We start from the raw sequence: 21211 nt of genomic DNA, 5'->3' as shown, positions 1-21211 counted from the left end.
TAAATGTAATACCTATGGCAGATATGAATGTTATGATGATGTTTGTGTCTGTCGTACTATTATTTCTTACGCTTAGATTTTGCGTTACCCTATTCAATTTCCTTTCAAACCCTAAATTGGGGTATTATGGCAAACACTTTACTGATAAAGTTTCCATAATTGTTTTATCTTCTGATTCGCAAATTGATGTAAGTGACCTGTTTAATTCAATAGATAACCAGGAGTACAAAAATGTTGAGGTAATTGTACAGCGGGACGAGAGTATCGCTAAGCTCATCGAGCAGGCTACCGGCGACTATTATTTATTCATCACGCCAGGAATAACCATACACCAGGGATTACTAAATAATCTGATTTTTAGAACTAAAGTTTTTAATCTGGCTGTTTTAAGCCTTATTCCTACTTATAATGCATCCGGGTTTTTAGCTCAATGTGCATATCCCATTAATGATTTCCTGCTGCTTAATCTCTTTCCTTTAAGGTTAGTACGTTTAAGCAATAGCCTTGTTTTTGCTGCGGGGAGTAATGATTGTTTGTTTTTTGATGCGGAATATTATAGGCAGATGATTTGGAATGAAAAGATAAGTGATGTATTACCTGCGGCAACAGAGATTGTAAAACAGGCTAAACAACAACAGTTCAAAGCTGAAGTTTTACTGGCGAATAAGTTTATACAAAATGAAATTACTCAGGTAGATTTAAAGAATTTTTCCAAGGGGCTGTTAATGTATTTTTCTAATAATAGTATCGCCGCATTAATCTACGTATTACTTCTTGTTCCCGGCACACTGGCTGTGTTGATTATTTTTGAACCAGTTCTGTTGACACTTCCTGTCGGACTCATTTTTATGTCCCGGTTAATGATTGCATTTATGACCTCACAAAACCCTTTGTACGGTTTATTGTACCACCCTTTACAAATGCTTTTTCTATTTGTACTGATGCTTCGTGCTATTGTAAGGAGAATCCTGACATCAATTAAATCTAAGTAATAGATATCATACAGATTTTGCGTAATTTTGCAGGTGTTCAATAAAAGAGAATATGCCTGAAAATTATGATTTAGCTGTAACAATTGATAAAGCCTCTGGTTTTTGTTTCGGAGTGGTTTATGCAATTGATATGGCAGAGAATATATTAGATCATGAAGACTATTTGTATTGTCTTGGTGATATTGTGCACAATGATGAGGAGGTGAAACGCTTAACTGATAAGGGGCTTCGCATCATTGATCATGAACAGCTAGATAATTTACATAAGGAAAAAGTGCTTATTCGTGCCCATGGGGAAGCACCATCAACTTACCAGCTTGCACTTGAAAATGAACTGACACTGATTGATGCTTCATGTCCGGTTGTATTGAAGCTACAGAACAGGATAAAGAATTCTCATGATGATGATGAGCAGATTTTGATTTTTGGAAAACATGGGCATGCAGAAGTTATCGGTCTGCAAGGACAAACAGATGGGAAGGCCATCGTTTTTCAGGATATAACTGAATTGGATAATGTAGAACTTCCGGCTAAGTTTACTTTATATAGTCAGACGACAAAAAGTACTGATAGATTTTATGAAATTAAGAATGAGCTGATTGCCAGAGGGTATGAAGTGAATGCCAATGATACAATTTGCAGGCAGGTTTCTAATAGGTATACTGATCTTGAGAGATTCGTGGCAAATTATGATAAAGTTCTGTTTGTGTCCGGAAAGAAATCTTCCAATGGGAAAGTGTTATACGATGTGTGCAAAAAATACAATGATCAATCTTACTTTATCTCAAATATTGAAGAAATTGATAAGAATTGGTTCTCTCCGAATGATAAGGTGGGTATTTGCGGAGCTACATCTACCCCGATGTGGTTAATGGAGCAAGTAAAGGCGGAGTTGTTGTCATATTAAAAAAATAGATCATCATTGAAAAGTAATTATTCCTATTCCATTGGCTGATAAAACAGAATAATGGTTTGAATGGTTATTTTTGGCGAATATTATGGGAAAAAAGGGTGTATTGTTAGTGAATTTAGGTACTCCGGATAGTCCGGAAGTTAAAGATGTACGTAAATATCTGGATCAGTTTCTGATGGATGAACGTGTGATCGATATTAATGCTTTTAAGCGCACTTTGTTGGTTAAAGGTATTATTGTTCCATTCCGTAGCCCCAAAACGTCAAAACTTTACAAAGAAATCTGGGATGAGAACGGTTCTCCTTTATTATACTTTAGTAAAATTCAAGCCGCGTTAGTACAGGAGCAACTTGGTGATGATTATCATGTAGAACTAGCTATGCGCTATCAATCTCCTTCTATAGAATCAGCTCTTGAAAAGATGAAGGCTGGTCTTGTAGAAAATATCAGAGTAATACCATTATTCCCTCAATATGCTTCTGCAAGTACTGGGTCGGTTATGCAATTGGTAATGGAGCTGGTTAGTAAGTGGGCAACTATACCAGCCATCAGCTTTGTAAATTCTTTCCATGATAATGAGTTGATGCTGGATACCTTTGCTGAAAATGCAAGGAAATATAAACCGGAAACTTTTGATCACGTCTTGTTCAGTTTCCATGGATTGCCAGAACGTCAATTATTAAAGTGCGATCATACAGGTAGTTTTTGTCTTAAAAAGGACAACTGCTGCGATACGATGAATGATACCAATAAGTTTTGTTATTCTGCACAAGGACATGATACTGCCAGGTTGCTTGCTGCCAAACTGAATATTGCCAGAGAAGATTATACTGTTTGTTTTCAGTCACGTTTAGGTAAAGAGCCATGGGTACAGCCTTATACCACCGATGTTTTAAAGAAACTTGCTGCCGAAGGTAAAAAGAGACTTCTGGTCTTTAGTCCTGCTTTTGTGGCTGATTGTCTGGAAACAATTTATGAAATCACCGTTGAATACCAAGAAGAGTTTAAAGCATTAGGAGGGGAACATGTGCAGCTTGTTGAGAGCTTAAACGATAATCCTAAATTCATAAAGGCATTGGTTGATATGGCTAAAGGTATTTAGATAAATACTTTACAATCTGTTCTGTAGATCCTGTTTTTGAATTTACATAATTACTAGCAATTAAGCCGTATTCAGATGTTTCTGTAAGTGCTGATAAGGCCTTCTCTAACTCAACTTGGTTGCTTATGCTTTTTGCTGCACCGATTTGAATGAGATCTTTCGCTTCCTGAAATTTGTCATATTTTGGACCGAATATTACAGGCAGGCCAAAAGCTGCAGCTTCTAAAGTGTTGTGGATACCAACGCCAAACCCTCCGCCAATATATGCTACCTTACCATAAGCATAAAGACTGGATAACATGCCGATGTTATCAATAATCAGCACCTGCGCAGAATTGTTTATCTGATCTGCAGTAGCATATGTCGAGTACTTTATTCCTTGTGGGAATAGCTTTTCTATTTCTTTGATGTGGTTTATACCAATTTCATGTGGTGCTATAATAAACTTCCAGTCTGTATGTGTTTTAGCAATAGAAGCAATGAGATTTTCGTCTGACGGCCAGGTGCTTCCTGCAACAAATACAGGTGCATCATTACAAAATTGTTCGATCGCATTTAGTTTCTTGGGGTTAGCTGCATTTTTAGCAACACGATCGAACCTCGTGTCACCACTTAAAGTAGCATTTTGTATGTTTATACTTTTTAATAGTGTGATGCTTTCTTTATTTTGAACAAAGAAATGACTTACATAGCTAAGGATTTTTCTGTGAAAAGCTCCATGGCCTTTAAAAAATATCTGATTGGGCCTGAAAATGCCAGATATGATCAGTAGAGGGATTTTCTTATCATGTAGTTCTTTAAAATAATGATACCAGTATTCATATTTGGTAAAAATGGCCAATTCAGGATTAAAGGCTTTAATGAGCTTTTGCGCATTTGCTTGTGTATCTAGCGGGAGGTAAAAAATTCCATCAGCCAAAGCGTAATTTTTCCTGATTTCGTAGCCCGAGGGAGAAAAAAAAGTAATTATTATTCTTTTTTTGGGGTATAGTTCTTTTAATAGCTCTAAAACAGGGCGTCCTTGTTCAAATTCACCTAACGAAGCAAAGTGAAACCAGATGTGTGGTTTTTCGGGATTGACTTTCTTTGTTATTTGTTCAAAGATATGATGTCTTCCTTTTACAAATAAGGAAGCTTTAGTATTAAAAATAGAAAATATCCTGATTATTAAGCCGTAAAGCTGAATTGCAATGTTGTAAAGCCAAAGCATTTTTTGTGTTTATTTATTATCTTAGCCGAAGATACTTTAATATAATTAAAACAGGATTAATATATGAAAATAGCAGTTATTGGAACTGGGTACGTAGGGTTAGTCACGGGTACATGTTTATCAGAAACAGGAAATGATGTAATCTGTGTAGATATCAACGAAGCCAAGGTAAAACAAATGCAGGCCGGACAGGTTCCTATTTATGAGCCTGGACTAGATGTATTGTTTCATAGAAATATAGCACAAGGAAGGTTAACCTTTACAACTGATCTTGCTCATGCGATTAAGGATGCGCAAATTATATTTATGGCACTACCTACGCCTCCTGGAGGTGATGGAGCTGCTGATTTATCCTATATTTTAGGCGCTGCAAAGGATATTTCTAAGTTGGTGACCGATTATAAAGTTATTGTCAACAAATCTACTGTTCCGGTTGGTACAGCCGATAAAGTGAAAGCTGTTTTTACTGAAAATACAAACGTAGAAATTGATGTAGTGTCGAATCCTGAGTTTTTACGTGAAGGTGTTGCAGTAGAGGATTTTATGAAGCCTGATAGGGTTGTTATCGGAACGAAAAGTGAAAGAGCACAAAAGCTAATGAATGAGCTTTATGGACCCTATGTTAGGCAAGGGAATCCAATCTTGTTTATGGATGAGCGTTCTTCGGAATTAACAAAATATGCAGCGAACTCTTTCCTGGCGACCAAAATCACTTTTATGAATGAGGTAGCAAACCTTTGTGAGGTAGTTGGGGCAGATGTTGATGCAGTACGTAGAGGAATTGGGTCAGATGCAAGAATTGGGAAACGCTTCTTATTCCCTGGGATCGGATATGGTGGTAGCTGTTTTCCTAAAGATGTTCAGGCTTTGGCAAAATCTGCTGAAGAGCATGATTATGACTTCCAGATCTTAACCTCCGTAATGCAGGTAAATGAAAAACAAAAAACGGTATTGGTAGACAAGCTTTTAAAATATTATAAAGGCGATCTGAAAGGTAAACACTTCGCGCTGTGGGGGCTTGCATTTAAGCCAGAAACTGATGATGTTCGTGAGGCTCCCGCATTGTATATTATTGATGAATTGATTAAACATGGTGCGACAGTTACAGCATATGACCCAGAAGGAATTAACAATGTTAAAAATATTGTAGGGGATAAGATAAAATATGCTGAAAATCAATATGATGCATTGTTGGAAGCAGATGCCTTATTGATCGCAACAGAATGGTCTGTATTCAGGAACCCTGATTTTGAAAGAATGGAAGAAAGCCTGACCAATAAGGTTATTTTTGATGGACGTAATTTGTACGATCTTCAAAAGATGATAGAATTGGGATATTATTATAACAGTGTTGGTCGTAAGCTAGTAAATTAATGAAACGTAAAAGAATATTAATTACCGGTGCTGCCGGTTTTCTAGGTTCGCATTTATGCGACAGGTTTATTAAAGAAGATTATCATGTAATTGGAATGGATAATCTGATTACAGGTGATCTCCAGAATATTCAGCATTTATTCGGATTGGAAAACTTTGAGTTCTCTCATCATGACGTTTCAAAATTTGTTTATGTGTCAGGTGAACTTGATTATATCTTGCATTTTGCCTCACCAGCAAGTCCGATTGACTACTTAAAAATCCCAATTCAGACATTAAAGGTAGGATCTTTGGGGACGCATAACCTGCTAGGTTTGGCCAAAAATAAAAAGGCAAGAATGCTGATTGCTTCTACTTCTGAAGTTTATGGGGACCCAAATGTAAACCCACAGCCTGAAGAATATTGGGGAAATGTGAATCCTGTAGGACCAAGAGGGGTTTATGATGAAGCGAAGCGTTTTCAAGAAGCAATGACTATGGCTTACCACACTTTCCATGGCTTGGAAACTCGTATTGTAAGGATTTTTAATACCTATGGACCAAGAATGCGCCTGAACGACGGAAGGGTGTTGCCAGCTTTTATCGGGCAAGCCTTAAGGGGTGAAGACCTAACTGTTTTTGGTGATGGTTCTCAAACCCGTTCTTTCTGTTATGTTGACGATCTAATTGAAGGTATTTATAGATTATTGCATAGTGATTATGCCTTGCCGGTAAATATTGGAAACCCAGATGAGATTACCATTAAACAGTTTGGTGAGGAAATTATCAAGCTTACGGGAACGAGTCAGAAATTGGTATTAAAGGATCTTCCTATTGATGATCCAAAACAAAGAAGACCAGATATTACTAAAGCACGTTCTATTTTGGGATGGGAGCCTAAAGTAAGCAGAGCAGAGGGATTGAAAATTACTTATGAGTACTTTAAATCTTTACCTCATGAGGCTTTGACCAATAAAGAACACAAGGATTTTACAGGATATAACCGTTAATAAAAAAGATGTCTAAAATATTAGTAACCGGTGGAACTGGTTTTATTGGTTCTCATACCGTAGTTGAATTGCATAATGCAGGCTATGAAGTTGTTATAGTTGATGATTTTTCTAATTCTAATCCTAAAATACTACAACAGTTAGAAACAATTACAGGAGTTAAACCTGAATTTGTAGAATTAGATTTGTGTGATGAGGGAAAGGTAAAGGACTTTGTATTAAAACACAATGATATTAGCGGAGTAATACATTTTGCTGCGTTCAAAGCCGTTGGGGAATCGGTACAGCATCCCTTAAAATATTATAGAAATAATTTTTATTCACTGATTAACCTAATCAATGCTTTTGACAGTAAGATAAGTTTGGTGTTTTCTTCTTCCTGTACTGTTTATGGTCAGCCTGATGTATTACCTGTAACTGAAAGTGCGCCTACAAAAAAAGCAGAATCACCTTATGGTAATACCAAACAGATTGCTGAAGAGATTTTACAGGAAACTTGTGCTGTAACACCTTCTCTTAAAGTAACATCTTTACGTTATTTTAACCCGGTAGGTGCACATCATACTGCTTTAATCGGAGAATTGCCAATAGGAGTTCCACAAAATCTGGTCCCGTTTATTACACAATCAGCAATTGGTAAACGCGGCTCAATCACGGTTTATGGGAATGATTACGATACTCCGGACGGAAGTGCAATCAGAGATTATATTCATGTAGTGGACCTAGCCAAAGCGCATGTGGCTGCAATTAAGCGGATGGAAAATGATAAAGCAATTAGTAATTACGAAGTGTTTAATCTTGGTACAGGTAAAGGATCTTCTGTGCTTCAGATTATTGATGCTTTTGAACAGTCAACAGGTGTTAAGCTGAATTACACTATTGGTGCGAGAAGAGAAGGGGATATTGAGAAAGTATGGGGGGATGTCACAAAATCTTCAAATGAACTGGGCTGGAAAGCAGAGCTTGATCTGAACGAAATGATGTCATCTGCATGGAAATGGGAACAATATTTACAGGATAATCCATTTTAAATGTTGTTAAGTGAGCATAAGGAGCTAAAAATGGAAATAAAATCCCTTCCTGAAAAGGAAAAGGATAAGCTCTTGCTCAGATTAATTGCAAAAGACAAGGTTTTAACTGAACATCTTCATTTTAGATTAATGGAGGATGAACATGACCTGATGAGACGACAGGAAGATTTGCAGCAATTAATAGTCGATGGAGTTGCAGAATTACTGAATGTCAGGAGGCCTAATTCAAAAGACTCGCTACTCAGAATGCGAAAACTGAATGGAAGTATTAATCATCATGTAAAGGTGACTAAAGATTTGAATAGTGAAATGGAGTTGAGAATTCAGTTACTTAACCGGATTCCAATTGATTTTGATGAAAGTGTCTACTCATCTCTTTATAAGTTTAATGAGAAGCTGACTGTTTATTTTGTAAAAACAGTGGCTTCTGCTTTAACTAAATACTATAAAATGCATGAAGATTTACAATTTGATCTTCAGGCTGACCTGAATAAACTTTTGAAGAAAGTCTATTCAGGTAAAACAGCGACAATAGCAAAAACACTGGGTTTGCCCGAACAAGTGTAGAAGATTACTAATAGAAAAACAATAGATACTAATGAAAATATTAATTACAGGTGGCGCCGGTTTTATAGGTTCTCATGTTGTTCGGAGATTTGTTAATAAGTATCCTCAGTATGGGATTGTAAATCTTGATAAACTTACTTATGCTGGAAATCTGGCTAACTTAAGTGACATTGAAGATAAGCCTAATTATAAGTTTGTTAAAGCAGATATAACTGATGCCGTAGAAATTAATGATCTCTTCCAGCAGGAAAGATTTGATGCAATTATCCATTTGGCTGCTGAATCTCATGTAGATAGGTCAATTTCTGATCCTAGTGCTTTTGTGATGACTAATGTGATCGGTACTGTAAATCTGCTTAATGCGGCAAGGGAGTTTTGGAAAGATGATTATTCGTCCAAAAGGTTTTATCATGTATCTACAGATGAAGTTTATGGTGCTTTAGGGGAGACAGGCATGTTTACTGAAGAAACTTCTTATGATCCTCATAGCCCTTACTCTGCGTCAAAGGCATCTTCTGATCATTTTGTAAGAGCTTATCATGATACTTATGGTATTGATATAGTGATTTCAAACTGTTCAAATAATTATGGTTCCCATCACTTTCCTGAAAAGTTGATTCCATTAGCAATTAACAATATTAAAAATAATCAACCTGTTCCTGTATATGGAAAAGGAGAAAACGTGCGCGACTGGCTTTGGGTTGAAGATCATGCAAGGGCTATAGATGTGATTTTTCATGAAGCTAAAGCAGGGGAAACTTATAATATAGGTGGGCACAATGAATGGAAAAATATTGATTTGATTCATTTATTATGCAATATCATGGATAAAAAACTTGGACGTGAGGCAGGTACTTCTGCTAAGTTGATTACTTTTGTTACTGACAGAGCGGGGCATGATTTGCGTTATGCAATTGATTCATCTAAATTGCAAAATAAGCTGAATTGGGTTCCAAGTCTGCAGTTTGAAGAAGGGTTGGAAAAAACGGTAGACTGGTACCTTGAAAATGTAGAGTGGCTGAGTAATGTGACCTCTGGAAATTACCAGGCGTATTACGAAACACAATATCACGGAAGATAATCACATAAAAAAGCTCCTTAGATGCAATAAGGAGCTTTTTTATGTGATTATTCATATCTCAAAGCTTCTACAGGATCTAATTTAGAAGCTTTTCTAGCAGGGTAATATCCTGAACCAATACCTACTAATACGCATAGTGCAAAACCACTGAAAATCCATTTCCATGGAATAATGAAAGTACCTCCCATGCTAAAGGAGATCAGATTCCCAATTGCTATGCCTAGGAATATACCAAATGCACCTCCAATTATGCAAATCATTACAGCTTCCAATAAAAACTGTTTGCGGATCACTGCTGGGTTTGCGCCTATCGCCTTCCTGATACCGATTTCCCGGGTTCTTTCTGTTACAGAGACCAACATAATATTCATTAAGCCAATCGAGGCACCCATTAAGGTAATTACCCCAATTGAGATACCACCCCAGACTATTACCGTTAATTGTTCAAAAAGTGTTTGTGCCATCGCATCACTTTTAGTGATTTCAAAATTATTAGGTTCTGTTACTCTTACTTTACGAATGTTTCTGAATTCAGAAGTTGCTTCACCAATTATATTATCTATGATAGTGTTGGCTGGAACCATAACAGTAATGGTATAGGATGGATTGGCGTTTGAGTTGATTAGTTTTGCTTTCAATAAAGGAACATATACTGAACGGTCGCCACTAAAGCCCATGCTTTGTCCCTTGGAAGCTAATACACCAACTACTTTTAGCCGGCTATTTCCAACATTTATTACTTTGTCTATCGGAGACTCCTTTTTGAACAATTTCTCACTGATCTCATTCCCTATGATACAGATGTTATTCCCAGATTGAATTTCGGTAAGATTAAAGTTCCGTCCCAAGGCTAGTTCAAGGCCTTGGGAATTCAATCCATTTTCGTCAATACCTTGGATATTGATGTTGGGGTTAGTTTTTTCAGTTCCGTATTTTGCCGTTGCACCTCCAGTAGCCATAACACTTACTGCTACTTTTGCAGGTGTATTAAGTCTTTCTTTAAAAGCTATGGCATCTTCATAACGAATTGATTTGAATGGCTTGGGCCTATGACCGGATCCGCCAATTCGAATACCGGTTCCACGGTTCCTGATATTAAAAGAATTCGCCCCCATACTGGAGAATGCTTCAGTCATACTTTTCTTTACAGCTTCAAGGGTAGTTAAAATGCCAACAAGAGCTGATAAGCCTATGGCAATGATTAGTGCCGTAAGCATTGTACGCAACCGATTAGCAGTTATCGACTGAAGGGCTAGCTTTATATTCTCAGTATAAGTCATTCTTGGCGGCTAAATCAGGTGCTAAAATAAAAATCCCGTTGTTAAGACAACAGGACTTATAACATGTTACAATATGCAATCTATTTTATACTGAAAAGCTGGTGCCACAACCACAAGTGCTGGCTGCATTAGGATTGCTAAAAGTGAACCCTCTTGAATTAAGCCCATCTTGCCAGTCTACCTGCATTCCCATTAAATACATTTGATGAGCTTTGTGCATAAATACTTTAATCCCATCAATGATGAATTCCTGATCACCATCTTTCTTTTGGTCGAAACCTAGGACATAATTCATTCCGGAACAACCTCCACCTTCAACACCAACGCGTAAACCGAAATCTTCAGCTATCTCTTGTTGGTCTTTCAATTTAAAAAGTTCTTTTACAGCTGTTTCTGTAAAAGTTACAGGGGCAAATGAAGTCTCTACAGTATTACTCATATTATTATGTGTGCCGTTAAAAAATCTATTAATAGAGCAAATATAAATCAAAATGTACATTTTTGTTGACATTACCATTAATTATTACGGTATTCAAACAAAGTAAAATGGACTTACAGAAATTTTTAACTGAAGCAGGCGTTTTGGTGGTTGGGGGAGTTGCAACTGTTGCTACCGGATATTATCTGATAAAAGATGACATCAAAACTTATTTCAGATTGAAGTTTTCAGAACAACAAAAGGATAAAGAAAGTCCTCTGTTGTCACTGCGATTACATGCTCACGAGCGTTTAATCGTTTTTATTGAACGTATCAATCCTTCAAATCTTTTTATTAGGGTTCATCAGCAAGGAATTTCATTGGCTGAACTTCAGGCAACAGTACTCATCGAAATCAGATCAGAGTATCAACATAATATTACGCAGCAGTTGTATATCAGTGCTACTACATGGGATGTAGTAAAGAAATTAAAAGACGATACAATTGCAATGGTAAATAATGGAGTTAAAAGTTTGCCAGCTGATGCGAGTGGAGTAGATTTGAGTAGGAAAGTTTTACAGCATATGGCCAGTATTGAGACTAATCCATACGACCTGACATTGGATTTGATTAAAAAAGATATTCATCAGTTGTTTTAATTATGAGCAGTAAAAAATTTACCACAACATCGGGCATTGAAGTAAAAGAAGTCTACACCAAGTTAAACGGGCCTATTGAAGGCCCGGGCGAGTTTCCCTATACCAGAGGTATTCAGAAAGATATGTATCGTGGGCGGTTATGGACTATGCGGCAATATGCCGGATTTTCTACTGCCGAAGAGTCGAATAAACGCTATCACTACTTGTTAAAACAAGGTACAATGGGGCTTTCTGTAGCTTTTGATCTCCCTACTCAGATAGGTTATGACTCCGATCATGAAATGTCAGAAGGAGAAGTAGGGAAAGTTGGAGTGGCGATAGATTCATTAAAAGATATGGAAATATTGTTTGATGGTATTGAGCTGCAAAAGATTACAACCTCCATGACAATCAATTCAACTGCATCTATTTTATTAGCGATGTATATTGCGTTGGCAAAAAAACAAGGAGCGGATATAAGAGAGATTTCCGGGACGATTCAAAATGATATTTTAAAAGAGTATGCTGCAAGGGGGACTTATATTTATCCGCCAAAGCATTCGATGAGAATCATTACTGATATTTTTGAATACTGCAGTAAGGAGGTGCCTAAATGGAATACGATTTCAATTTCAGGATACCATATTCGGGAAGCAGGTTCAACCGCAGTACAGGAGCTGGCTTTTACATTAGCTAATGGAAAAGCTTATTTGAATGCAGCTCTTGAAAAAGGACTGGATATTAATGTGTTTGCAAAGCGTTTATCATTCTTTTTTAATTGCCATAACAATTTTTTTGAAGAGATCGCTAAGTTCAGAGCCGCAAGAAGGATGTGGGCAAAAATCACTAAGGATCTTGGAGCTACGGATGTAAAGGCACAAATGTTACGTTTTCATACTCAAACGGGAGGCTCAACGCTTACTGCTCAGCAGCCTTTAAACAATGTGATTAGGGTAACGAATCAAGCTATGGCTGCAGTTCTAGGAGGTACGCAGTCGTTACATACTAATGGGTATGACGAGGCGTTATCACTCCCTACTGAAGCTGCTGCAAGAATTGCATTGCGTACTCAACAGGTCATTGCATTTGAAAGTGGAGTAACTGAAACTGTTGATCCTTTGGCCGGTTCATTTTTTGTTGAGAACCTAACAGATGAGATTGAAACTGCTGCGCAATTATATATTGATAAAATTGATGCAATGGGCGGTTCCGTTAATGCTATCGAAAATGGTTATATACAAAATGAAATTGCAGTGGCTGCTTATAATTACCAGGTTGAAGTTGAGGAGGCGACCAGAATAATTGTTGGAGTAAATAAATTTATCCAGGAAAAGGAAGAGATAAACGATGTCTTTACCATTGATGAATCTATTAGAACTATACAAAGTAATAAGTTGCAAAAATTAAAAGCCGACCGAAATAATGAAGCTGTAGAAAAAGCACTCTTAAACTTGAGTATAGCTGCAAAAAACACTGACAACTTAATGCCATTTATTCTGTCTGCCGTAGAAGAATACGCTACGCTTGGTGAAATTGCTAATGTGTTGCGGGATGTTTTTGGAGAATATTGAAATTATGTTAATAAATAGTTATCCACATAAAAAATTGAGGTTAACTTAGGTATGCTGTTGCAGTATAAGCACTTACCAAATAATTGAAAATTAAGTTTTTTTTGTTGATAATTTTTTGAATATTCGATCTCTCGAAAGGCCGTAATATTTATACGCTCATCGTTACTGTAAAACATTAAATTATAGCTATGACAATGGAAAAAACTTGTACTGAAGTATGGAAAAACTGTCTCCAGATTATTAAGGATAATATTCCGGCTCAAAGTTTCAAAACATGGTTTGAGCCCATATCTGCACTTAAGTTGGAAGGCAAAGTTTTAACAATACAAGTACCGAGTTTATTTTTTTATGAATGGCTGGAAGAGCATTATGTAGGACTGCTTAGAAAGACAGTTAAAAAGCAGTTGGGAGATGAGGGAAGGTTAGAGTATAACATTGTTGTGGATAAATCTTCGAATAGTGGGTTGCCATATACGACTAATATGCCGAGTAATGGAAATGGAGCAGAAGCAAAGAAACAATCCATGCCGATTCCTGTCTCAATTAATAAAGATATTAAAAATCCTTTTATTATCCCTGGATTAAAAAAATTGAATGTAGATCCTCAATTAAATGCTAATTATACATTTGAGAATTACATTGAGGGAGATTGTAACCGTCTGGCACGCTCTGCGGGTTATGCTGTGGCTGCAAAGCCAGGAGGTACATCATTTAATCCATTGATGATTTATGGTGGTGTAGGTTTAGGTAAAACGCATCTTGCTCAGGCAATTGGTAATGAGATCAAAAGAAATATGCCAGATAAACTGGTAATATATGTTTCTTGTGAGAAGTTTTGTCAGCAGTTTGTGGATTCACTAAAGAATAACACAATCAATGACTTCGTTAATTTTTATCAGGCAATGGATGTAATCATTATGGATGATGTACATAATTTTGCAGGTAAGGAGAAAACTCAGGATATATTCTTCCATATCTTTAACCACTTGCATCAGTCAGGCAAACAGGTTATCTTGTCATCTGATAAAGCTCCAAAGGATCTGGCAGGCTTAGAAGAGCGTTTGCTGAGTCGTTTCAAGTGGGGCTTATCTGCGGATTTGCAAGTTCCTGATCTGGAAACCAGGATTGCAATTCTTCGTAAGAAAATGTATGCTGATGGCATTGAGCTGCCTTCGGAGGTTGTAGAGTATGTTGCACATAACATAGACAATAATGTCAGAGAGCTTGAAGGAGCTATGGTTTCTTTACTTGCTCAATCAACATTAAACAAAAAAGATATTGACCTTGCTTTGGCTAAGCAGATGCTTAAGAACTTCATTAAGAATACATCGAAAGAAATTTCTATGGAATATATTCAGAAGCTGGTTTGTGAGTATTTTGAAGTCCCTGTAGATATGGTGAAGTCTCAGACCCGGAAAAGAGAAATTGTTCAAGCACGTCAAATCTCTATGTATCTCTCAAAAAGCCATACTAAATCATCATTAAAAACAATCGGTGCCTTCTTTGGTGGAAGAGATCACTCTACCGTAATTTATGCCTGTCAGACTGTAGAGGATTTGATTGACACGGATAAAAAATTTAAAGGATATGTACATGATATCCAGAAGAAATTGAAAATGAGCTAGTAGAAGCTCTTTTCCAATTTCATTAATCCATAAAACAGGGCAGCACAATGTAATGCCTGGTCTATTTTATTGTCGGTAAGTAACTGCTTAACCTCAGCAATGGTATATTCTTCCACATTTAAAATTTCATGTTCATCTAAGTGTTGTTCATGTGTTTTTGTGCCTTCCTTTAACAGGTAAGTATAAGTTACATTCGTTGCTGTTGCTGGATTCGGGTAAAGTGTGGCAATAAGTTCAGCGCTTTCAAAGCTGTAACCTGTTTCTTCAAGAAGTTCGCGTCTGATTGCACATTCAGGTGATTCATCACCATCTATTACACCTCCCGGAACTTCTAATGATACAATATCAGCTGCATGACGATACTGACGGACCAGAATTATCTTGTTATCTCTAGTTAAAGCAATAGCATTAACCCAGTTAGGATATTCTAAAACATAGTAATCATCTTTTATGGTGCCGCTTTGTAGTTTACAAGTGTCAACTCTAAGTGTTGCCCATTTTTCTTTCACAAGATATCTTGATGAAAGCTTTTCCCATTTTAATATTTCCATGTACTGATTAGATTACCAGCTGCCGCTGCTTCCACCGCCACCAAAACTTCCGCCACCAAAGCCTCCGAAGCCGCCTCCTCCGCTGCTTCCTCCGCCCCAGCCGCCACCGCCAGAACCTCTGCCACTGCCAAGTAACATGCTCCAGAAAAGTGCATCAGCAACACCGCGACCACCAATTACCTGGCTGCCGCCGCCTCCACCACCGCCTTTTTTAAGGATGATGATGATTACAATGACAATGATAATAACAACAAGTCCGCTTGCCGCACCTCCACCACGTTTAACTGCCTTAGGGCGATCATTTTTATATTCCCCCTTACTAAGCGCAATAATGGCATCCGTTCCTGCGTCTAAGCCCTTGTAGTAATTACCCGATTTAAAATAAGGCTTAATGTCATTTTCGATAATCCTCCGAGTATACATATCTGGTAGAACCCCTTCAACACCATATCCGGTCTGTATGGAAATTTTCCTGTCCCCAAGAGCTACAACGATCATTACACCATTGTCTTTGCCTTTGGTGCCGACTCCCCAGGCTCTGCCCAGTTGAAGTGCATAATCATTGATGTCATACTCGCCAACAGATTTTAGTACTGCTATGGCTACCTGTATAGAGGTAGAGTCATCAAATGCAACGAGTTTTTGTTCTAATTGCTGAATTTCAGCGGCCGAAAGTGTTCCTGTGTAATCATTAACCAGCTTATTTGGTTTTGCAGGAAAGTCCTGAGCAAAACCAGTTGCGGAAAGAACTATCAGTAATAAGGCTATGATTATTTTCTTCATCGCCTATTTAGTTTTGTCTTGATCCATAAAAACGATATCATTAGGAAGCTCATTAATGTCATCTCCCTCAAAAGGGAAATATAAAGCTAGCTTTTCTCCAGCCAGCATAATGCCTGCTATTATTCCCTGTACTATATTTCCGCCAGAAAAGTGGGCTTTCATTGCAGTCTGAGTAGTTTCCCAAAAATCTGCAGGTACCACTCTATTAATTCCTTTGTCGCCAATAATCGCGAACTTATGATCTTCATAAGCAAGGTAAATTAAAACTCCGTTGTGTTTGGCCGTTTTATCCATACCTAATTTCGAGAAATAAGCGGCTGCTCTATCGAATGTATCACCTTTGCAGTGTTTCTCAACAGCTATTCTTATTTCGCCAGAGGTTGCTTTTTCAGCATCCGAAATTGCGTTTGCAATTAACTCCTGGTCTTGTTCTGTAAATATGCCCATGATAGGATTACTCAATATGAATAAGGGTAATGCGTGTTTTATCATAAAACACGCATTACCCTTAAATGTTGTTAGGGGATATTAGAATTCTACTTTCGGTGCTTTTTCAGCTCCGGCTTCTGCTTTGAAACCGGTTTTTTGTTTAAAGCCAAATAAACCAGCTGTAAGGTTTGTAGGGAATGATCTTACTTTTGTGTTGTAAGTCTGTACTGCCTCATTAAAGTCTTTCCGCGCAACTGCAATTCTGTTTTCTGTTCCTGCAAGTTCAGCAGAAACATCTCTGAATTGTTCAGTAGCTTTTAATTGAGGATAGTTTTCAGTAATCATCATCAAACGACCTAATGCCTGACTAACCTGGCCTTGTGCAGCCTGGAATTTTTCAATATTTTCAGGGGTTAACTTATCTGGATCAACAGTAACTTGTGTAGCTTTTGCTCTTGCTTCTGTAACAGCGGTCAAAGTGCTTTGCTCAAATTTTGCAGCACCTTTAACAGTGTTTACTAAATTAGGAATTAGATCTGAACGACGTTGGTATTGGGTTTCAACCTGATTCCATTTCGCTTTAACACCTTCATCTAAACTAACCATAGAGTTGTAGCCACATCCGCTCATACTTACTACAAGAGCTAAAGCTCCTACTATTGTTAATAACCTTCTTTTCATTTTTATTTGTTTTTAATTTTCGTTTCTAACGAAGCTTTCTTAATTAAGCCTCATGTTTTTTATCAGCTGTTTTATCTTCAGCTTAATACTTGTTAATTTACACATTAGAACTCAATTTTCGTACCTTTGTTACAGTTCCAGATAAAAATCTGACAAGATTTATGCAAAAGGATATCAAAATTACTATCTCTTCCTAAGAGATTGAGTAGGTGTCTACCTCTAAATAAAAACGCTCAACTGCCTTAAAAATAGATATAATACCCCTTTAGAATTGTAAAATCATTAAATGATTGGTTGCTGTCGGGTTTAATAAAGTAACGTTTTAGATACGTTTTTTATTGATTTCAGAATGAAAAAGAACTGACAATATTACTCGTACTTACCTGCCAAATAGAACATAGAAAACTCTTGAATGCGGAAGCTCTTTATTCATAAAGGCGAAATTTGCAGATAAATAATTGTTTTGTAATTAAAAATCACTTAAAATATACTTATTGAATAATAATTTCATGATTATTAACTATCAAAAATATTTTATAGCTATCTTTCCAGCTAAATTTAATAAATATGAAGAAAATTTCAATGATCTTAAGCTTTGCTTTGTTTAGCATTGCATTCACTGCCTGTAAAAAGGAAGAATCAAAGTTTTGTGCAACCTGTAAGGTGACAACCACAACTACTTCAAGTGACGGGGCGGATATTCCTGTCGATGTGGATATGGAGATGGAGCAGTGCGATATGACTCAGTCCCAACTTGATGAAATGATGAAAAGTGGGACTTATACGACCACCACTAAATCTGGAGATGTTACGCTTACTATGAAAATGGTAATGTCTTGCGAAAAAAAGTAATCTAAATTATTGATGCTCTATATTTTAAGATTACGCTCAAAGAAATTTTAGGATTAAGAGTTGAATACTCTGTTATTCGCAATCAAGCCTCTCTATTTTGAGAGGCTTTTTTGTGGGGTTAGAATTTCCTGTGAGATGGGTTTTTTGCTAATATTCACTACCTTTGTCGCCGTTCGGGATAAAAACCTGACCTAAATTATGCAAAAGGACATCGAAATTACTATGGCTCCGGAAGAGATAGAGTCTGTATCTATCCTCAAAGAAAAACTTTCAGTAGCCTTAAAAATAGATGTAATGCGTATCAGTGGTTATAAAATCCTGAAACGTTCCATTGATGCCCGGTCTAGAAAAGTAATTTACCGACTACAAGTAAAAGTATTTATTGATGAAAGTGCTTTGGCAGAAATTGTCAATGTTAATTATCAGAATGTCAGTAATGCGAAACCTGTAATTATTGTGGGTGCAGGGCCAGCTGGACTATTTGCAGCCTTGCAATGCATAGAAATCGGACTTAAGCCTATTGTTTTAGAGCGTGGAAAAGATGTAAAGCAACGTAGAAGAGATCTTGCTGCTATTAATAAACAGGGAGTTGTCAATACTGAATCCAATTATTGTTATGGTGAGGGGGGAGCTGGGACTTATTCAGACGGAAAGTTATATACAAGATCTAACAAGCGTGGTGATATTAATAAAGTGTTGCAAGCATTTGTACAGCATGGTGCTCCAGATGACATTTTAGTAGATGCCCGTCCACATATTGGTACCAATAAGTTACCACAGATCATAACTTCAATAAGAGAGACTATCTTAAATGCCGGTGGCGAAGTTCATTTTGATCAAAAAGTAACAGATATACTGATCGATTTCGGAATGGTAAAAGGAGTGGAGATCAACGATGATCATAAGCTTTATGCTGGAGCTGTTATTTTAGCTACAGGACACTCAGCTCGTGATATTTACGAACTGCTTCATCACAAAGGGATTCTGGTAGAAGCAAAGCCATTTGCATTGGGAGTTAGAATAGAACATCAACAGGCAATTATTGATGCGGCTCAATATCATTGTGACATCAGAAGTGAGTTTTTGCCTCCTGCTTATTATAGTTTGGTAGAGCAAGTTGGTAGTAGGGGCGTATTTTCATTTTGTATGTGCCCAGGGGGAATTATAGCGCCTTGTTCTACTTATGAAAATGAAATTGTAGTTAACGGATGGTCTCCATCTAAAAGAAATAATCCATTTGCAAATTCTGGCACAGTAGTTCAGGTTAATCTTGAAGATGTAAAAGGTGATGATCCTCTTAGGATGATGCATTTTCAGGCAGAGATTGAGCAACGAGCTTTTCGGTTAGGGGGAGGGAATTTGGTTGCTCCTGCACAACGTATGGTCGATTTTGTAGAGGGGAGGCTTTCTGTAGATCTTCCAAAGAATTCGTATCTGCCAGGTACGAAGAGTGTAATGCTTAAAGATACATTGCCTGATTTTATAGCCTCAAGTTTAAAAAATGCTTTACCGGTATTCGGAAAGAAGATGCGAGGCTATTATACCAATGAGGCTATTTTGGTTGGAGTAGAGAGCCGCACTTCATCGCCAGTTCGGGTTCCTAGAGATCGCGAAACATTTCAGCATCCTCAGGTTTCGGGTCTGTTTCCATGTGCTGAAGGTGCTGGTTATGCAGGGGGTATTGTATCGGCGGCTATAGATGGGGTTAACTGTGCGAATGCTGTTCTAAAAACCATTTAGGAAAAACAGATTACTTCTATTATTGTTATTTATAAAATAGAATCTTTTTTATCATAATTTTAAAAGGTTCTTTTGGAACTGCTATTTACATAAATTATAAGAATTGAAAAAGACTTTAATTATTGGTGCTAGTCCTAATTCTGGACGGTATGCCTTTCGCGCAGCACATATGCTGACTCAAAAAGGACATGATATTGTCAATGTAGGAATAAAAAGAGGGGCTGTTGCAGGTGTAGAAATTGAAAGTCCGGAAAGCGTCCATCATGACATTGATACAATAACTTTATATATAGGTCCTCATTTACAGAGTCAGTATTATGATTATATCCTAGAGACTAATCCTAAACGGGTAATTTTTAATCCTGGGACAGAAAATGCAGAATTGGAAAACTTGCTAGCTTCAAATGGCATTGAACCTGTAGAAGCTTGTACGCTAGTGTTGTTGTCTACCGGACAATATTAAATGAGCTTTTTAAGCTCTATATCTTTTAAAGACTTTTAGCCTTTAATACTCGATTTTAATTTTAGATAGGCCCTTGTAGTTTGATACTGCAAGGGCTTTTTTGGTTGCTTTCAGTTCTATCTGAATAAGATCTCTCACCGGATGTTTTTCCAGTCTTTAATGCTATTCTGTCAACTTTAGGGATATCAGACATGTTCATAACTACAGGATAATTACGGTCTGATCTTTATATAACTACTAGGTTGCGCTACCCTTGAGCTACCCTTGCGATAGGGTTAAGCTACCTTAGGGGTATTTCAACGGTAGCTCAAGGGTAGTTTAAGGGTAGCTCAAGGGTAGCGCAACCCTGTAATCATCCTGTAGTTATCCTGTAATTAAGTAGTCTTTATTGTCTTATCTGGTTTGTTTTCGATCCTTTTAGAAAGCTGGTTGAATTGCTGTTTAATTTTTCTACTTGTGGGTTAGTGAGTTATGAAATAAATGCAAATAATAGTGGTTATATGTTTGTGGGTTTATATTATTTTCCTACTTTTGCATCCCGCTTCGGAGGAAGGGAAACAGTGAAAGAGATATAGAGAAGGATGATTTGAGTAGCTGAGTGTAGAGATGGTAATTTCTTTGAGTCGTTTAAAACCGGCAGAAAATAAAAAGGAAAAAAAAGTTTTAAAAAACTTTGCAACTACCAAAAAGATTTCTACCTTTGCAATCCCAAACAGAACGGGTTTATCAAACGGAGTTTGATAATAAGAAAAACAAGATTGAAACGTTGAAGTAATCGAAACTGAAACCAGGAACATTAAGACCTGGACGAAACAGAGAAAGCGAAACGAAGATATATACAGAAGACCCGCGAGGCGATTCGAGAAGTTCATTAAAGAGATGTCATTTATAAAGCGTAGCGAGGTACGATAGTACGATTTC

At 37.2% G+C, this 21211-nt stretch carries 21 protein-coding genes; 14 read left to right on the top strand and 7 right to left on the bottom strand.

What is annotated here, in order from left to right:
* The first annotated feature begins 14 nt into the window (after positions 1–14).
* The 3 genes from ABDJ41_RS12705 to hemH all read left to right on the top strand — a co-directional run bounded on the left by ABDJ41_RS12705 (position 15) and on the right by hemH (position 3007).
* Complete coding sequence (locus ABDJ41_RS12705) at positions 15–992, top strand: glycosyltransferase family 2 protein (RefSeq protein ID WP_349786402.1); 978 nt, start codon at positions 15–17, stop codon at positions 990–992.
* 52 nt (positions 993–1044) lie between these two features.
* On the top strand, positions 1045–1899 hold the full coding sequence (locus ABDJ41_RS12700; RefSeq protein ID WP_349786401.1) for a 4-hydroxy-3-methylbut-2-enyl diphosphate reductase: 855 nt from the start codon (positions 1045–1047) through the stop codon (positions 1897–1899).
* A gap of 91 nt (positions 1900–1990) precedes the next feature.
* A complete protein-coding gene (gene hemH, locus ABDJ41_RS12695) occupies positions 1991–3007 on the top strand; it encodes a ferrochelatase (RefSeq protein WP_349786400.1) in 1017 nt (338 codons plus the stop codon).
* Here the strand turns inward: hemH and ABDJ41_RS12690 are convergent.
* Entirely contained in the window at positions 2994–4217 is a 1224-nt protein-coding gene (locus ABDJ41_RS12690; RefSeq protein ID WP_349786398.1) for a 3-deoxy-D-manno-octulosonic acid transferase, read from the bottom strand. The two genes, hemH and ABDJ41_RS12690, sit on opposite strands and share 14 nt — an antisense overlap.
* Positions 4218–4280: 63 nt before the next feature.
* Between ABDJ41_RS12690 and ABDJ41_RS12685 the strand changes: the two genes are divergently transcribed.
* Genes ABDJ41_RS12685 through rfbB form a run of 5 tightly spaced genes read left to right on the top strand, consistent with a single transcriptional unit; the run spans position 4281 to position 9259 of the window.
* Positions 4281–5591 carry a UDP-glucose dehydrogenase family protein gene (locus tag ABDJ41_RS12685; RefSeq protein ID WP_349786397.1) on the top strand — a complete coding sequence of 437 codons (1311 nt, stop codon included), beginning with the start codon at positions 4281–4283 and terminating at the stop codon, positions 5589–5591.
* Positions 5591–6580, top strand: a complete 990-nt coding sequence (locus tag ABDJ41_RS12680) for a UDP-glucuronic acid decarboxylase family protein (RefSeq protein WP_349786396.1) — start codon at positions 5591–5593, stop codon at positions 6578–6580. The genes ABDJ41_RS12685 and ABDJ41_RS12680 overlap by 1 nt, the downstream gene beginning before the upstream one ends.
* Before the next feature lie 8 nt (positions 6581–6588).
* Entirely contained in the window at positions 6589–7611 is a 1023-nt protein-coding gene (gene galE / locus ABDJ41_RS12675) for a UDP-glucose 4-epimerase GalE (protein WP_349786395.1), read from the top strand.
* Positions 7612–7641: 30 nt separating this feature from the next.
* Positions 7642–8178, top strand: coding sequence for a hypothetical protein (locus ABDJ41_RS12670; protein WP_349786394.1), 537 nt, complete (start codon positions 7642–7644; stop codon positions 8176–8178).
* Between the two features lie 31 nt (positions 8179–8209).
* Entirely contained in the window at positions 8210–9259 is a 1050-nt protein-coding gene (gene rfbB, locus ABDJ41_RS12665; RefSeq protein ID WP_349786393.1) for a dTDP-glucose 4,6-dehydratase, read from the top strand.
* Positions 9260–9306: 47 nt separating this feature from the next.
* Here the strand turns inward: rfbB and ABDJ41_RS12660 are convergent, their stop codons facing one another.
* Positions 9307–10539 (bottom strand): ABC transporter permease, encoded by a 1233-nt coding sequence (locus tag ABDJ41_RS12660; protein ID WP_349786392.1) that lies wholly within the window; start codon positions 10537–10539, stop codon positions 9307–9309.
* An 85-nt stretch (positions 10540–10624) separates the two neighbouring features.
* Complete coding sequence (locus tag ABDJ41_RS12655) at positions 10625–10978, bottom strand: HesB/IscA family protein (protein ID WP_349786391.1); 354 nt, start codon at positions 10976–10978, stop codon at positions 10625–10627.
* Between the two features lie 107 nt (positions 10979–11085).
* Between ABDJ41_RS12655 and ABDJ41_RS12650 the strand changes: the two genes are divergently transcribed.
* From ABDJ41_RS12650 to dnaA, 3 genes are all read left to right on the top strand, one after another.
* Complete coding sequence (locus ABDJ41_RS12650) at positions 11086–11616, top strand: DUF7935 family protein (protein ID WP_349786390.1); 531 nt, start codon at positions 11086–11088, stop codon at positions 11614–11616.
* Positions 11617–11618: 2 nt separating this feature from the next.
* Positions 11619–13166: an acyl-CoA mutase large subunit family protein gene (locus ABDJ41_RS12645; protein ID WP_349786389.1), complete on the top strand. Its 1548-nt coding sequence runs from the start codon at positions 11619–11621 to the stop codon at positions 13164–13166.
* Between the two features lie 194 nt (positions 13167–13360).
* Positions 13361–14791, top strand: a complete 1431-nt coding sequence (dnaA, locus tag ABDJ41_RS12640; protein WP_349786763.1) for a chromosomal replication initiator protein DnaA — start codon at positions 13361–13363, stop codon at positions 14789–14791.
* Here the strand turns inward: dnaA and ABDJ41_RS12635 are convergent.
* The 4 genes from ABDJ41_RS12635 to ABDJ41_RS12620 all read right to left on the bottom strand — a co-directional run bounded on the left by ABDJ41_RS12635 (position 14788) and on the right by ABDJ41_RS12620 (position 17235).
* Positions 14788–15342, bottom strand: coding sequence for an NUDIX hydrolase (locus tag ABDJ41_RS12635; protein ID WP_349786388.1), 555 nt, complete (start codon positions 15340–15342; stop codon positions 14788–14790). The genes dnaA and ABDJ41_RS12635 overlap by 4 nt on opposite strands.
* A 12-nt stretch (positions 15343–15354) precedes the next feature.
* The gene (locus tag ABDJ41_RS12630) at positions 15355–16125 is read right to left on the bottom strand and encodes a TPM domain-containing protein (protein WP_349786387.1); all 771 of its coding nucleotides are present in this window, start codon (positions 16123–16125) and stop codon (positions 15355–15357) included.
* 3 nt (positions 16126–16128) lie between these two features.
* Positions 16129–16572 (bottom strand): TPM domain-containing protein, encoded by a 444-nt coding sequence (locus ABDJ41_RS12625; protein ID WP_349786762.1) that lies wholly within the window; start codon positions 16570–16572, stop codon positions 16129–16131.
* A gap of 81 nt (positions 16573–16653) precedes the next feature.
* On the bottom strand, positions 16654–17235 hold the full coding sequence (locus ABDJ41_RS12620; protein WP_349786386.1) for a LemA family protein: 582 nt from the start codon (positions 17233–17235) through the stop codon (positions 16654–16656).
* A gap of 567 nt (positions 17236–17802) precedes the next feature.
* Between ABDJ41_RS12620 and ABDJ41_RS12615 the strand changes: the two genes are divergently transcribed.
* From ABDJ41_RS12615 to ABDJ41_RS12605, 3 genes are all read left to right on the top strand, one after another.
* The gene (locus ABDJ41_RS12615; protein WP_349786385.1) at positions 17803–18087 is read left to right on the top strand and encodes a hypothetical protein; all 285 of its coding nucleotides are present in this window, start codon (positions 17803–17805) and stop codon (positions 18085–18087) included.
* Positions 18088–18285: 198 nt separating this feature from the next.
* Positions 18286–19827, top strand: coding sequence for an NAD(P)/FAD-dependent oxidoreductase (locus tag ABDJ41_RS12610; RefSeq protein ID WP_349786384.1), 1542 nt, complete (start codon positions 18286–18288; stop codon positions 19825–19827).
* Positions 19828–19930: 103 nt separating this feature from the next.
* Positions 19931–20290, top strand: a complete 360-nt coding sequence (locus tag ABDJ41_RS12605; protein ID WP_349786382.1) for a CoA-binding protein — start codon at positions 19931–19933, stop codon at positions 20288–20290.
* The last annotated feature ends 921 nt before the right edge of the window (positions 20291–21211 follow it).

The sequence above is a fragment of the Pedobacter sp. ASV1-7 genome, assembly GCF_040203335.1.
Taxonomy (GTDB): domain Bacteria; phylum Bacteroidota; class Bacteroidia; order Sphingobacteriales; family Sphingobacteriaceae; genus Pedobacter.
Note: the sequence above shows the minus strand (reverse complement) of the source record. Positions and strands in the feature narration are given on the sequence as shown.